14 protein-coding genes are annotated in these 14,475 nt (G+C 62.8%); 8 read left to right on the forward strand and 6 right to left on the reverse strand.

The window, feature by feature from the left end:
- Positions 1–80 precede the first annotated feature (80 nt).
- Both DIE15_RS02360 and DIE15_RS02365 read left to right on the forward strand, forming a co-directional pair.
- Positions 81–1,118: a LysR family transcriptional regulator gene (locus DIE15_RS02360; protein WP_057924891.1), complete on the forward strand. Its 1,038-nt coding sequence runs from the start codon at positions 81–83 to the stop codon at positions 1,116–1,118.
- A gap of 129 nt (positions 1,119–1,247) precedes the next feature.
- A complete protein-coding gene (locus tag DIE15_RS02365; protein ID WP_124832272.1) occupies positions 1,248–2,132 on the forward strand; it encodes an RNA polymerase sigma-70 factor in 885 nt (294 codons plus the stop codon).
- Between the two features lie 49 nt (positions 2,133–2,181).
- On the opposite strand, the gene DIE15_RS02370 is transcribed toward DIE15_RS02365, so the two are convergent.
- The 3 genes from DIE15_RS02370 to DIE15_RS02380 form a co-directional block, all read right to left on the reverse strand.
- On the reverse strand, positions 2,182–2,640 hold the full coding sequence (locus DIE15_RS02370; RefSeq protein WP_057925162.1) for an MEKHLA domain-containing protein: 459 nt from the start codon (positions 2,638–2,640) through the stop codon (positions 2,182–2,184).
- Positions 2,641–2,927: 287 nt separating this feature from the next.
- Entirely contained in the window at positions 2,928–4,022 is a 1,095-nt protein-coding gene (locus DIE15_RS02375; RefSeq protein ID WP_057924850.1) for a TrkA family potassium uptake protein, read from the reverse strand.
- A 60-nt stretch (positions 4,023–4,082) separates the two neighbouring features.
- On the reverse strand, positions 4,083–5,417 hold the full coding sequence (locus DIE15_RS02380) for an FAD-binding oxidoreductase (protein ID WP_124832273.1): 1,335 nt from the start codon (positions 5,415–5,417) through the stop codon (positions 4,083–4,085).
- 247 nt (positions 5,418–5,664) lie between these two features.
- On the opposite strand from DIE15_RS02380, the gene DIE15_RS02385 reads away from it, so the two are divergent.
- Positions 5,665–6,312, forward strand: a complete 648-nt coding sequence (locus tag DIE15_RS02385; RefSeq protein ID WP_057924848.1) for a hypothetical protein — start codon at positions 5,665–5,667, stop codon at positions 6,310–6,312.
- A 266-nt stretch (positions 6,313–6,578) separates the two neighbouring features.
- Entirely contained in the window at positions 6,579–6,719 is a 141-nt protein-coding gene (locus tag DIE15_RS37440; protein ID WP_260428163.1) for a hypothetical protein, read from the forward strand.
- Positions 6,720–6,766: 47 nt separating this feature from the next.
- Here DIE15_RS37440 and DIE15_RS02395 read toward each other — a convergent pair whose 3' ends face one another.
- Both DIE15_RS02395 and DIE15_RS02400 read right to left on the reverse strand, forming a co-directional pair.
- Positions 6,767–7,042, reverse strand: a complete 276-nt coding sequence (locus DIE15_RS02395) for a hypothetical protein (RefSeq protein WP_057924847.1) — start codon at positions 7,040–7,042, stop codon at positions 6,767–6,769.
- Between the two features lie 353 nt (positions 7,043–7,395).
- Entirely contained in the window at positions 7,396–7,605 is a 210-nt protein-coding gene (locus tag DIE15_RS02400; RefSeq protein WP_006759801.1) for a hypothetical protein, read from the reverse strand.
- A 538-nt stretch (positions 7,606–8,143) separates the two neighbouring features.
- On the opposite strand from DIE15_RS02400, the gene DIE15_RS02405 reads away from it, so the two are divergent.
- The 4 genes from DIE15_RS02405 (at position 8,144) to DIE15_RS37445 (ending at position 12,591) form a co-directional block, all read left to right on the forward strand.
- Positions 8,144–8,998 carry a helix-turn-helix domain-containing protein gene (locus DIE15_RS02405; RefSeq protein WP_124832274.1) on the forward strand — a complete coding sequence of 285 codons (855 nt, stop codon included), beginning with the start codon at positions 8,144–8,146 and terminating at the stop codon, positions 8,996–8,998.
- A gap of 121 nt (positions 8,999–9,119) precedes the next feature.
- Entirely contained in the window at positions 9,120–10,784 is a 1,665-nt protein-coding gene (locus DIE15_RS02410) for an ATP-dependent helicase (RefSeq protein ID WP_124832275.1), read from the forward strand.
- Between the two features lie 191 nt (positions 10,785–10,975).
- Positions 10,976–12,193 carry a DUF6402 family protein gene (locus tag DIE15_RS02415; protein ID WP_185734339.1) on the forward strand — a complete coding sequence of 406 codons (1,218 nt, stop codon included), beginning with the start codon at positions 10,976–10,978 and terminating at the stop codon, positions 12,191–12,193.
- Complete coding sequence (locus tag DIE15_RS37445; RefSeq protein ID WP_242431915.1) at positions 12,160–12,591, forward strand: hypothetical protein; 432 nt, start codon at positions 12,160–12,162, stop codon at positions 12,589–12,591. The genes DIE15_RS02415 and DIE15_RS37445 overlap by 34 nt, the downstream gene beginning before the upstream one ends.
- 192 nt (positions 12,592–12,783) lie before the next feature.
- On the opposite strand, the gene DIE15_RS02425 is transcribed toward DIE15_RS37445, so the two are convergent.
- Positions 12,784–14,343 (reverse strand): methyl-accepting chemotaxis protein, encoded by a 1,560-nt coding sequence (locus tag DIE15_RS02425; protein WP_124832276.1) that lies wholly within the window; start codon positions 14,341–14,343, stop codon positions 12,784–12,786.
- Positions 14,344–14,475 lie beyond the last annotated feature (132 nt).

The following is a 14,475-nucleotide window of genomic DNA, read 5'->3' on the forward strand; positions in this document are numbered from 1 at the left end:
AATTGCGTCGGCAGGCGTATCGCGAACGCGATTGGAATGGAACCTCGGCGGTTCTGAGTGTATTAGCTTTGGAGCCAACAATGAATCAAATGAATATGTCGCTGGGTGGCTTCCGCCCTGGCATGCCAATTCACGCCGATTACTTGTCGAATTGTTTTGCGACAAGCTACGCAGGGATCATCGTGTTCATGGCAGTCGCCACGGAGGGAAACTTCGCGAAGGCCGGCGAACGGCTTGGCATCGGACGCTCGGCCGTCTCGCGCAACGTTCAGCGGCTCGAAGAGCAGTTGAGCACACGTCTGTTCCTCCGGACGACGCGAACCACCAGCCTGACCCGGGAAGGCGAGCGTTTCTTCGAGAACTGCAAACTTGGGGTGACCCACATCGCGGAAGCAATGAACGACATGCTCGAGCTCCGTCATGGCCCCCCGAGCGGTACCCTTCGCGTTTCTTCGGCCAACGGCTTTGGTCGAAATGTCGTGGCACCACTGCTGCTGAAATTTTCCGAGGCGTACCCCGATATCTCGGTCGAGTTGCTTCTCGATGACAAGCCTGCGGATTTTGCCGCCGATCAGATCGATGTCGCATTTCGTGATGGCTATCTCGAGGACTCGAGCATCATCGCAAAGCGGCTGATACCGATGCAGATGATCGTGTGCGCTGCGCGTTCATATGCCCAGAAGCGAGGCCTGCCGACGACGCTCGATGAGCTGCGGCAACACGACTGCATCAACACGAGAGCCGCTACGGGCCGCGTAATCAATTGGGAGTTCGAGACGGCAGGCCAGATTCGAAAGTATCTGCCGACCTCCAAGCTGACTTTCAATGACGCGGACCTCGTGCTGAAAGCCGTCCTCGATGGGCGCGGCATTGCGCAGATGCCAGCCCACCAGATCTGGGGCTACGTCAGGCGCAATGAGCTCGTCATGACGCTGACGCAACATGTCGCAACAAACCGCGGTCATTACATTTGCTATCTCAGCCGACAGCATCTGCCAACACGCGTGCGCGTCTTTGTGGATTTCATGACCGAGCATGTCCGGGCGCTCGATCTGAATGACGCGGATCGGTTCACGACGGACAGCGTCATGGATTCGCCGGAACGTTGCGCTGCATAGTGCGGTAGCACGACGTCACAACACGGCAGGGAGCATTCCGGCACGTCATACAGCGCCACGTCCAACGAAATCCGACGCGCCCCGGAGTTTCCGGAGCAGGCCCTTGACCTCGACTTCGACGGAGGATTCGTGAAAGACGACGCACCGACCTTCCACGTGCTTCGCCCGCGCCTGCAAAAGATCGCGTACCGGATGCTCGGCTCCGTCGCGGATGCCGAGGACATCGTGCAGGATGTGTGGCTCCGTTGGCACGAATCGCCAAGCGACGAGATCGACAACGCCGAGGCGTGGCTCGTCGCGGTCACGACGCGGCTGTCGATCGACCGCCTGCGCGCGGCGAGGATCAGACGCGAGGACTACGCAGGTATCTGGCTGCCCGAACCCGAGCTCGGCGGCTCGCCTGCGACGCCTGAGGAAATGACCGAGCGCGCGAGCGACGTGTCGGTCGCGTTCCTGGCGCTGCTTGAACGACTGACACCGGAAGCGCGCGCGGCTTTCCTGTTGCATGAGGTCTTCGACATCGGCTACGACCGGATCGCCGATGCGATCGGCAAGACCGAAGCCGCGTGCAGACAACTTGTCAGCCGGGCCAAGACGCAACTGCGCGATGACGACCGGCCGCGCCGCAGCGTGCCGCGCGATACGCACCGCCAACTGGTGCTGGCGTTCTCCCGGGCGGCGGCACAAGGCGACTTCCCGTCGATCCAGGCACTGCTCGCCGAAGATGCAATGCTGATCGGCGACGGCGGCGGCAAGGTCCAAAGCGTCGCGAAGCCAATGCTCGGGAGCCGGCGCATCGCGCAACTGTTCTATGCGACCTGGCTGCGCTACGGCGGCGACGCAAGATCGCGGCTCGTCATCCTGAATGGCGAGTGGGGACTGCTGCGCGTCATAGGCAGTCGCCTCGAATCCGCGCAGTCGTTCGAGACCGACGGCACATCCATCTTGCGAATCTTCATGCAGCGCAACCCTGACAAACTCGCGCACCTTGCCCTTGCCGGCGTCGCCGATTGACATTCGACCGGTGCATCGGCGAATGCACTTTCGGCAGCAGGTACGCGGATCACATGTCGCGCGTGCGCGGAATAACCACTGCTTGACCATGGAGTTTTCCATTCGCGTCGAGCAGTTGCCACAGCGTTGCTTCCTCGATCATGAAACGCCGGCCCGACTTGCCGATGCGCACCCCCTTGTAACCTGACTCGTATCCGAAACGCTGTACGCGCTCGAGAAACTGTCGCCGCTCCTCGCGATCCGGGGCTTCGGCCGAGAGCCTCGACGGCAACCGGGTGATTTCATCCCAGGTATATTCAAAGCGGCGCTGCGCAGCTTTATTGCCGTAAATAAAGATCGGATCGCGATCGGTATTGTGTGCAAGCACCGCGAACGGTGCGCTCTCGTAAAGCCATTCGGTAGCCTCGACCACGGACATGGCCTGCGGGACTAACGGACGACCAAGCAGACGAGCGTAACTGTCGGCAAGGAGTTGATAGAAAGCCGGATTGCTATGGAGTGGAGTCATCTTGGGCAATACTACGGAGATCGTCGAGTCGGTGCAGGAGCAAAATATTTCCCGATACGGTGCCGCCGGGCCAGGTGCATGGCATCTGGCACCTGCGGAGGCGGTAATCGAATATCGTCGGACCGACGGCCCGGTCTTCATCGTACCCGTTTGGCCTCGCACATTTCAATCCGCCAGCCGCCGACCTAAGCATGCTCCCGTTTTTTCGCGAGACCATCGCCGGATGCCTACCGTCGACGACGCGGCCCGATATCGATCGATGCGGCCTGTATCGATACTCAGAACCCTCACACATCCGGATCCGGAATCCGCGCCGACTGAATCACGACCAGCGTATCGCCCGCCTCGATCCGGCACGGCGGATCCTCGTAGAACGACTGAATCTTCCCGCAGCGATCGAGCCCGACGATGATCGCGCCCGGCACGACGTTCGTCATGCAGCCGATCTCGTGCGGCAACGCCTCGCGCTCCAGCAGCGTCGCCCGCCCGCGCGTCGACAGCATGTCGTTCACGAACGGCACGATGTAGCGGCTATGCACCGCATCGGCGAGCAGCAGCGCACCGATCTTCGTCGACGACACGATCACGTCCGCGCCCGCCTGCCGCAACTGCCGCTGATACAGGTTCTCCTGGATCCGCACGACGATCTTCGTCTCGGGCGCGATGCTGCGCACCGACAGCGTCAGCAGGATCGCGGTCGGATCGTCGGTCACCGAGATGATCACGGCCTTCGCCGCACGCACCTGCGCCTGCTGCAGCAGGTCTTCATGCGCGGGATCGCCGAGCAGCCCCGTCACGCCGAGCGACGTCGCGGCCTCTAGCGCCTGTTGCTGCGCATCGATCACGATGATCGTCGACGGATCGACACCGCTCTCGAGCAGTTCGCGCACGGCGATCGACCCCGACAGGCCATAACCACACACGACGATGTGATCGGACAGTTGCTTCTGCAGGCGTTTCATGCGGAATTCCTCGATGACGCGCTGGATCACGAACTGATACGCCGTGCCCAGGAAGATGAACCAGATACCGATGCGGATCGGTACGATGAAGAACGCATCGATCAGACGCGCGCGCGCCGTGACCGGCACGATGTCGCCGTAGCCGACCGTCGCGACCGTGACCATCGTGAAGTACACGAGATCGGCGACGTTCATCGGCGTGCTCTTGGTCGAATCGCGCAGACCGTCGCGATCGAGATACAGCACGAGAAACGCGAGCATGCACAGCATCACGACCGCGCCGAGACGGAACAGCAGCGTGCGCCGCGGCGAGGTCGCGGGGCGCGTGAACAGCGTGCGTGCACGCGGCGCCTGCCACGGATTGCGAGCACGACGCAGGCGGGCGCGCAACGAGCGGTGTTTGGCGGAAGGCGTTGCCAACGGGGAATCTCCTGAAGGATGCGGGCTCGATTCTACGACGGGAACGCGCGGCCCCGTCCGCTACAGCATGCTGCGCGGGCGGACCATCGTTCCGTCTGCGAAACGCCGTGCACGGAACGCCGACAGATCGAGCGACGGCTCGCCCGTATCGACCCATTCGGCCAGCAGCCGCCCGACGATCGGCCCCATCGCGAAGCCGTGCCCGCAGAACCCGGTCGCGATCGCGAGCCCGGACGGCGTGCCGGGCGCGTCGATCACGGGGATCCCGTCGGGCAGCACGTCGATCAGGCCGGCCCATGCCTCGACGATCTGCGCGTCCTTCAGCGCGGGGAAAATCGCCTTCAGTTTCGCGAGCGCGCGCGGCGCATGCGCGCGATTCGGCTGTGGCTGCGGATCGCGCGGCTCGATCGGCCCGGTTGTGCCGCCGATGCGCACGCATGCATCGCGCCATGCCGCCGCATTCAGGCGCAACCGGAATTTCTCGCGCTGTGACCAGAACTCCGGCCAGAACAGGCTCAAGCCGCGCAGATGGCCGAGCGTCAGGTCGACGTCGACCTGCATGTCGTCGGCGAGATTGATCGCGCCGTTCTTGCGTTGCCGAATACCGAGGCCATGCCCCCAGATCGTCGATGCGGATACGTCGGGCAGCACGTTGGTGCGCATGCACGTGCCGCGCACGGCCTGCTGCGGCAGACGGATGCCGACACCGTCGAGCAGCCGGAAGCTGGTCGCGCCGGCTGCGCAGATCACCCGCCGCGTGCGGATCGCGCCACGCTCGGTCACGACGCCGACGACCGCGCCGCCGGCCGTCTCGATCGCCGTCACGCCGCAGCCTTCGAAGAACCGTGCGCCGGCTTCGATTGCGCGCGCCGCGAACGCGGCGGCCACGCGGCGCGGCTCGGCCTGCCCGTCGGTCGCGGTGTACAACCCGCCGAGCGTGCGCGCTTGCGTCGACAGGCCGGTCACACGCTCGTCGATCTCCGCACGCGTCAGCGTGCGCGTGTCGAGCCCGTGCTCGCGCGCGACGGCGAGCCACGCCTGGAACGACGCCCAGTCCTCTTCGTTGTCCGCCATATAAAGGCAACCGCCCTGCCGCCATTCGAGGTCGAAGCCGAGCGCCTGCTCGAGCCCCTCCCAGATCCGCATGCCGGCCATCATCAGCGGCACTTCGGCGGACTCGCGGCCCTGCTGCCGCACGAAGCCCCACGCGCGAGTGGATTGCTGACCGGCGATGCGCGACTTGTCGAGCACGACGGCCTTCAGGCCGCGCAGGCCAAGGTAGTACGCGGCCGCGCAGCCCATGATGCCGGCGCCGGCGATCACGATGTCGGCGTCGGCGGGAAACGCCGTGTCGGCGTACGTCAATGCGTCGTGCAGCGGATAGGTTGTCGTCATTGTTCTCGGTTGGCGTCGATACATCCGGCACATCCATCGACGTTCGCGATGGCGCGCACCGGATCATGCTGTGATGTTCGGAATGGAGCTGGCGAACGTGCGGAGCCGATGCACGAGCCGCAATGCCCGCTGGCAGCAGCCGCGCTGCCGGACATTACGACCGTGGGCCGTCCCCGTTTTTTCGCCTTGACGGCGCTATGTTACCGCGCGATAAACTGTACATCCATACAGTATCTCTGCGGTAAAAATGATCCTCCCCCCATTCGATCCTCCGAAGCTGAACGACCTCACCGAATGGTGGACACAGTGCACCTATGCAGACGTCCAGCGCCTGATACTCGAAGTGCAGCATCTCCGTCTGACGCTGTGGGAACTGAAGGCTCACGTCGCGGATGCATCGCGCCGGATCCGCGCGCTCGATCCAGCCATGCTCGCGCACGGCTCCGCGCTGCGGCGGCTGACTTACCTGCTCGAGAAGGAAATCGAGCGCGCGCACCCGATCGGTCGCTCGCGCGACGTGTATGCACCGTTTTCAGATGAGTGGCGCGCCCGCGAAGCGCTGCGCTGTGCGTTGCGCGTGCAGCCCGAACCCGCGGAAGCAGGTACGCTCCCGCGCGCGATTCCGGAATTTCAGCGCGTCACCTGGGCCGAGCTTCGCGATCGCTGGCGTCACCTGAGCGACAGGCAATCGAGCCGGCAGAACGTCGAGCAACGCATGGTGCTTGAGATCGCGCGTCAGCGATCCGTGATTCTCGCGCGGGCGAGGAAACTCGTCGATGCTGCGATAGCCGAAGCGGCGGCAGAAGGAAAGCAGTTGTTTGCGCTCGATCAACTCAAGCGGCTGCTGTCCGTCGAGCGGGAGGATGGCGAGCCGTTCACGTACATGCCGGCGTAAGGCGATTGCATTCGGTTGCAGAAATCGAATCGCGCGTATTGGCAGCGAATATTCGCGTCGATCTATCTATTAGCACTTCTTAAAACAAACAAATACGTTGCCCGCCATGCAATCGAGGACCTTACGTCGCTTCGCCGATTGATACCTGATCGAAGGGGAAGAAATGATGCGGTTGTCCCAGGATGGGAGCATCACAAGAACGGCTGCCGTACCCAAAGCATCCGCGCCGTCACCGGTTTTCTGGAAGCCTGCGACGCCGGACCTGCGTGACTTTTTTCGCCGTGGCCGCGCTGCAGGGGTTGCTGTCGCGAGACGTCGGCCGCAACGTGTCGACGACCGCCGACTACGAATCCAGGCGTGCGGTCACGGCTTATCGGCTCGAACTCACGTCGCTGAAGGCGCGATGATTGCAGGACGTGGTCGGAGCGATCCCGGCGTACCGGCATCCGTGTGATCAGTGTGAATAGCGCAATCTGGCGCCTGTCGCGCGGTCGTATGGCCGAAGCCGCGCAAGCTGTTCGATCGACATCGCGACGACTTCGAGCACATGCCGGGCGATTTCGTCGTCCGCCATACCGGCGTTGACGTATTGTTCGATGCTCATCGTACGCGGCGGATGGCTGCCCGCTTCGTCGTCGACGATGTAAATTCTGGCGGTACGACACTCCAGCGACAACATGACCTGGACAGTTTTACCGTGAACGGCGGTCTGCATGGACAAGGTGGTCATTCGCAGTCTCCGGTTGCGTTGCCGTCAATCGATTGCCGAACGATACCTCACAACACGGGGAATGAATCTACAAACTTCCCCGGGTATTGACAACGATCAGAGATGAATGCGGGCTGGCCGCGCATTGCTATCCGCGGATCGACCGCGTTCACGTCGCGGGACATCGCTCGACATGACGATCCAGACGTAGTAGCGATGCCAAGGCTTGATGGCGCGATGGCGCGCGCTGTCCACACAGTGCATGGGCGTCCGTCGTGTCTTTCGCTTTGAATGGCCCCCGTCCAGGGCCCGGTGGCACACAATGCGGCGCCTGCTGGTCATGCCGGCACCCGTCTTGCACGGGCGACGACGCGCTACGCGTAGCGGCTCAACCACTCTTCGGAGAATTTTTTCGCATAGGCGACGGCTTCGGCTTCCGTGTCGAATTCGCCCAGCTTGCGGAATGCCGCCTCGCGGCTGAAACCCAGCTTCGTGACTTCGACCTGGGCGGCGTACTTGCCGTCCTCCGTCACGCGCGGTTCGCAGTTCATCTCGTACCCGCGCATCACAAATTTCTTCTGCATCGCTTCAACGCTTTTTTGAGACGGGGGAATCGTAGCATGGTGCCCCGCCGCGTTCATGCCCTCTCGAAAAGGATCCGTATCAGACTCGTTAGAGATTAGAGTAAACCATCAAACGATCTGCGTATAAGATGCTGTTCCGCCCGACCCGGCGCGCGATGTCATGTAAAAATTTGTCGCCGGCGAGGCGGCACGACGCCGCAGTCCGGGACGTGTATACGCCCTGCCCTGGTGCATTCCGTCGGCCGCGCGATCCCGATTACGGGCCGCCTCGCGAGGAATCGTGTCCCGGCACCTCGCAATCCGCGCGGCAAGGTTGCAAACGGGCCAGTGGCCCCCGGCGCACGCCCCGGGGCCAGGCGTAACGTCGTGACACACCTTTCACAGAAACGCACCTTTCGCGACATGGAATGACAGCCGTTTTGCGGTAAAGTTATCTTTTCCGCGCGTGGCCGGTCGGCTCGCCACTGGACGTCGTCAAGACTGTCCGCCGAGACTGCCGCAAGGCGTCGTTCTGAACGTCACGATCCGTTCCCGTAGCATGACCACTGAAGCAATCACCACGGATTCCCTCGCGGTTGCCGAGCGCGTGCGCGAGTTGATGACCCGCAACGGCATCGGCAAGCGCCAGCAGACCACCGAGCTGTGCCGCATCCTCGACCTGAGCTTTTCGCAAGGTCACCGCAAACTGCGCGGCAGCAGCCCCTGGACGCTCGCGCAGATCAAGAAAGTCGCCGAAGCCTACGGCGAGCCCGCCGCTCAACTGTTCGGCGCGCAGACGCTCGACCCCGGCATGGTCGGCGCCTATTCGCAGGAAGCCGTCCTGTACGCCGGCGTCGCCGAAATTCCGTGCACCGTCTGGATCGGCGCGCCGCTCGAAGCCGGCGCGCGCCCCGAGTTCGTCGCATACGAACAGAACGGCCGCTGGCGCGTGCTGCGCCATACGGGCGTGCTGTACCAGAACGCATACGACGTGCACAAGATCGAGATCTATCCGCGCCGCGCGGAGAGCGACAAGCTCGTCGTCGCGGTGATCGATCCCGATCGCGTCAGCGCGACCGAGCTGTGCCGCTATCTCGAGTTGCAGGGTTTCTCGACGGCCACGTTCGACGGCCTCGCGCCGTTCGTCGACGCGCTGCAGGGCCAGGCGTTCGACGCAGTCGTCACCGAATGGCTGTTCGACGACAGCACGGCCGCCACCGCGATCAAGGCGGTGCGCACGTCCGACAATCCGAGCGCGCCGATCTTCGTGCTGACGGGCGACCTGCTCACAGGTCGCGCGAGCGAAGTGGACATCAGCGAAGTGATCCGCGCGTTCGACGTCGTCTGCTACGAAAAACCCGCGCGCATGGCGATCCTCAGCGCCGATCTCGCGAAACGGCTCGCACGCGGGTAATTCCCGCACGCCGATACGCCTCCTTCGCATCGCCGACGCTCGCTCGGCGCGGCAGTCGTGAACGGGTTCCTCAGTACAATAGCCGAACCCCGTTCACGACCGGCATCCGCCGCCCGACTCCATGGCCCGCCTCATCCCCGACGACTGGAAAAGCCTCGCCGCCACCGGCGCGGCCGAACGCGAGCGCGAGACGCTTGCCGCGCTCGAACACGCGCTGCCGGACAGCTACACCGTCTACCACGGCGTGCACTGGACGCGTGCCGAACAGGGCTTCTCGGTGTTCGGCGAAGCGGCGTTCGTCGTCGTGAGCCCGGCCGGCCGCGTGCTGCTGATCGAGCAGAAGGCCGGCTTCCTGCGCGAAACGCCGAAGGGCCTCGTGAAGGTCTACCTGCAGAAGGAGCGCAACGTCCCGATCCAGCTCGCGCGCACGCAGGAGACGCTGCACCGGCGGCTGACCGCCGCGCTCGGCGCGGGCGTCTACGGCGTCGAGGCGCTGCTGTACTGCCCCGACTACTCGATCCGCGAGACGGCGATTGCGGGCGTCGCGGCCGATCGCATCGTCGACGCGTCACGCAAGGCGCAGCTCGCGCAGGTGATTCTGCAGATCCTGCCCGAGCACGACGACGCATTGCCGAACGCCGCGAAGCTGCATCATTTCCTCGCGGACGAGCTGGCGCTCACGCCCGACACGAGCGCACTCGTCGGGCAGGCCGGCACGCTCGTCACGCGGCTGTCGGGCGGGCTCGCGGCGTGGGCGCGGCAGCTCGAGTTCGCACCATTCCGTCTGCGCGTGACGGGCACCGCGGGGTCGGGCAAGACACAGCTCGCGGTGCAGGTGATGCGCGATGCGGTCGCGGCCGACAAGCGCGTGCTCTACGTGTGTTTCAACCGGCCGCTCGCCGACTACATCGCGCGCATCGCGCCGCCCGGCGCGAAGATCGCGAACTACCATCAGCTGTGCGACTGGGTGGCCCGCGACGGCGGCTATACGCCCGACTTCGACGCGCCGGGCGCGTTCGAACGGCTCGAGGCTCGCTTTGCGGAAGCGCCGATTCCGGAACGCTGGCGCTTCGATGTGCTGATCGTCGACGAAGGACAGGATTTCCACGCGCCGTGGGCGACGGCGCTGGAGCGCCTGCTGGTGCCAGACGGCGCATGGTGGTGGCTGGAAGACCCGCTGCAGAACCTCTATCTGCGCGAGCCCGTCGCGCTGCCCGGCTGGGTCACGCTGAAGGCGATGACGAACTACCGCAGCCCACGCGATCTGCTTGAATTCGTGCGCGACGTCGTCGGCCGCGTCGAACCACTCGCGGCGGAACTACGCTCGGGCAGCCCGTTCGACGGTTCCGATCCGTCGGTGTCGTCATACGGGGAAGACGGCGCTTCCGGCGATGCGCTCGCCGAAGCCTGCATCGACGCGACCAAGCGCGCGATCACGCACGCGTTGTCGCTCGGCTTCCGCAAGCAGGACATCGCGGTGCTGTCGTATCGCGGCCGCGAAAACTCGGTGCTCGCGCGGCTCGACCAGCTCGGGCCGCACCGGGTCAAGCACTTCACCGGCAAGTACGATCTGTTCGGCAACCCGGAATATCGCGAAGGCGACGTGCTGCTCGATTCGATCTACCGCTTCAAGGGGCAATCGGCGCCGTGCGTGATCCTGACCGAGATCGACTTCGATACGCTCGATGCGCGCGCGGCACGCAAGCTGTTCGTCGGGGCAACGCGCGCGACGATGAAGCTGCTGCTCGTCGCGTCGGTGCGGTCAGCCGCTCAACTGGGCGGTTGACGCGGCAGGAAGACTGTTCAACCGCGCGGACGATCTTCCGCATCATGCTCGATGAAACAATCCGGCACATTTCTTTCTGCCCGCTACCCTTATCCACTCGCCTTTCGGGCTGTTCCGGCAACACCTGACAGTTCATCCGCTTGCAGCCTGCCATTACGATGCCAGGCCATTCGTTGCAAGCGGAATATTCGATGGCCGACGTCAAGAAGGTGCCTTACTACAAGCCGCAGAAAGGGTTGTTCGGATCGGAGTTGAAGGAATACAAGGGAGTTCAAGGATGCATTCCCCTTGATACTCAAAAAAGCGTGTCATTCGATCGGCCCGCTCCGGGGGCAAAGCCGCCGCCCGCTCATCCCGAGCCGATTTCTCGCGCGCCGAAGACTCCGCCGCAAAGTGTGGCGCCTCGATCGCTGCCGAAAACCGATCCGGCAATAGCGAAAGAATCGCCAAGGCAACCAGAGTCGGAAGTTTGCGAAAACCCGCCGCCTTTCGACCTCCAGGACGTACCCATTGCGATGGACAATCTTGGCTGGAAGGTTTCCGCCAGACTCGCGCGAATCTGGTTTGCGGGTGCAGCACATACCTACAATGACGACCCAACGTCACCTCAGCCATTAAATGACGACAGCATCACACTCGACTGGACGTTGAAATTTGGCAACATCCGGAGGAAATTCGAACATCTCCTTGCGAACGGCATTTATAGCAGGCGATCCGTAAAAACAGCGATAGATATCATCAAGCCCTTCGTCAAAAATCTCCTTCTCGAAAGAAATTCGACATTCAATTTCAATACCTCACAATCAACCGACAACTTACTCAAATTTCATAACGATTGGCAATTTCAGATGCTATCGATAAGAAACTGGGACACACTGGAAAATTTTGCCCCAACAGATCTGACGGGAGCACTGGCCAACTTCAACATCTACATCGCCGTAGGGAATGTCGAAATTACGAGTGAAAAATACTTCAAGTACGAGAAATCAGGGAACTTGTACTGCATCAATGCAGTCGGAAAAATCACGCACATCTACGCTTACGTGAAAGACAATTACTCATTCAACGGAAAGCAGTATTTGGGACATTGGAACAGGCACGGGGTCATCATTGCACCCGGCTCGCTGCTCACCAGTTCCAGCTCGCCGAAGCGGGATTCCGATATCGATATTTGGGCGAAAAGCATCAACAAACCCGTAGACACACGAAAAGGCTTGTTCAGAAATTTCAGAAAATCCGACGTTTACTTTCCAGTCTACAACGCTGACTACGACCGCTGGCGAGAGAGGCATCAACGCGGCAAGGACTTCCTGCTATATTCGAAGCCCATCTATCTAAAATTGAAGAAGCCGATCGATCTTGATCTTGGTGAGATATGCAGATTAGAACCATCAGATACGTTGGCCTAGCCATTATTGCCTATATCGGCATCGGCTTGATCATTCACCTTAATCGGCCCACCTATGGGCGTTGCGATTTTTATGATCGCCCCGAAACGCTAGACGGCGGCATAAAAAGCATGGATGGAGTTTCATACCGGTTCACAATGTGTGGCACCGGCGGAAATGATCAGAATGGAACGAATGACAAAATAGAACTGCGGGTTTTCAGTGACAATGGCGAACTCCTGGCCAGACGATATTTCTCCGTGAACTGGTATCACGGAAAGAGTTTTCATCAGCCCTTGAATTATGAGGGCAGCGTGGTTCGCTACATCGACTTGACCGATCAGTCAAACTACGACAAATACCTGACAATTCCACCAAGCAAGTGGGATTGGCTTCGTGCCAGGTTGCCTTTGTTTTGAGCGTATCGAAGTGAACGTACTCCGGGACGGGCACGTGGATGTACGTACATTGACCAGTTCGGAAAGCCCTACGGACGATACCAATCTTCTCGACCGAACCATCGCAACAGCGTGGACCAATCCCACAGTAAAGCGCATCGCAGGCGACACGCCCGAACAACCCCGCTGTCGCCCCGCCCACCCCGCTAACGATCAAGCCACCCGAAACGCCCCCACCGCGCGCCGCAGCCCGTCGGCCTGCTCCTCCAGCGACGCAGCCGCGGCCGCCGCCTGCTCGACCAGCGCCGCGTTCTGCTGCGACACCTGATCCATCTGCGACACCGCGCGGTTCACCTGCTCGATGCCGTCGCGCTGCTCGTTCGACGCGGCCGCGATCTCGGTCATGATGCCCGTCACGCGGCCGATCGCCTGCTGGATGTCCTGCATCGTCGAGCCGGCCACGCCGACCAGTCTCGACCCCGCCGCGACACGCTCGACCGACTCGCCGATCAGCGTGCGGATTTCCTTCGCGGCCGATGCCGAGCGCTGCGCGAGCGTGCGCACTTCGCCTGCGACCACCGCGAAGCCACGGCCCTGCTCGCCCGCGCGCGCGGCTTCGACCGCCGCATTCAGCGCGAGGATGTTGGTCTGGAACGCGATGCCCTCGATCGTGCCGATGATGTCGGCCACCTTCTGCGAACTCTGGTCGATCTCGTTCATCGTGCCGATCACTTCGCCGACGACCGTCGCGCCGCGCGTCGCGATCTCGCTCGCGCTGTCCGCGCACGCCTGAGCCTCGAGCGCGTGGTCGGCGTTCTGCTTCACGGTCGCGGTCAGCTGTTCCATGCTCGCTGCCGTCTCCTGCAGCGCGGATGCCTGCTCCTCGGTGCGCTGCGACAGGTCGGTGTTGCCGGCCGCGATCTGGTGCGTCGCGGTCGAGATCGCTTCGGAACCATGGCTGACCTGGCGCACCGTATCGGCGAGGCTGCGCTGCATGCCCGTCACGCCCTTGACCAGTTCGGCCATCTCGTCGCGCGACGACCAGCGCACTTCCGACGTCAGGTCACCGTCCGACAGGCGGCGGAAATGCGACAGCAGCCGGTTCACCGGCTGCGTGATCGCGAAATGCAGGCCGACGGCACAGCCGAGACACGCGGCCAGACCGAACGCAATGCCGGCGATCGCGCCCGCGCGCATCCAGCCGTAATAGGTCTGCGCGGTGTCGTACACGTCCTTGCCGCGTGCGGCCTGGTACGCATCGAGCGCATCGGTCGCCTGCGTGAGCCCGACCGACAGCGGCGGCGCAACCGTCATCAACAGCCGGTCGGCGTCGTCGCGGCGTCCCGTGCGGATCGCGTCGATCAGCGGCGTCAACGCCTGCTCGACGAGCGCCTGGCGCGCGGCGTCAAGCCGGGTCGCGAGCGGGCCTTCGTCACCGTCGTGCGGCATGGTCGCATAGGTGCGCCACGCGGCGTCGGCCTTCGCGAGATAGCTCTCGGCCTTCTTGACGAGATCCGGCACTTCCGAGGCCTCCGGATGCAGCAGCGCGCGGTCGAGCGTGGTGCGCACGATCGTCAGGTTCAGGCTGGCGGCGGACAGCGCGGTCTTCGCGGCCAGTTGGCGCGTATAGGCCTCGTCGAGCGCACGGTTCGAACTCTGCATGCCGGTGAGGCCGATCAGGCCCGACACGACGAGCAGCACGGCGACGAGACCGAGCGTGGAAAAAATCCGCGTACGGATCGAGAAACGGGAAAACAGGGCGTTCAGGTTCATGACGGCACGTGAGCGATGAAAAGTGCCGCGGCAATCGGTCCGCGGCACTCTGGATTACGGTTTGCATGCAAGAAACTTGAGCTCGGCCCTCATTCGGGCTGATCGCGATCAATTTTTTCCCGCTGGCAATCT

Origin of the sequence: Burkholderia sp. Bp9031 (assembly GCF_003857965.1) — a bacterium.
In the GTDB taxonomy this organism is placed as follows: Bacteria; Pseudomonadota; Gammaproteobacteria; order Burkholderiales; family Burkholderiaceae; genus Burkholderia; species Burkholderia ambifaria_A.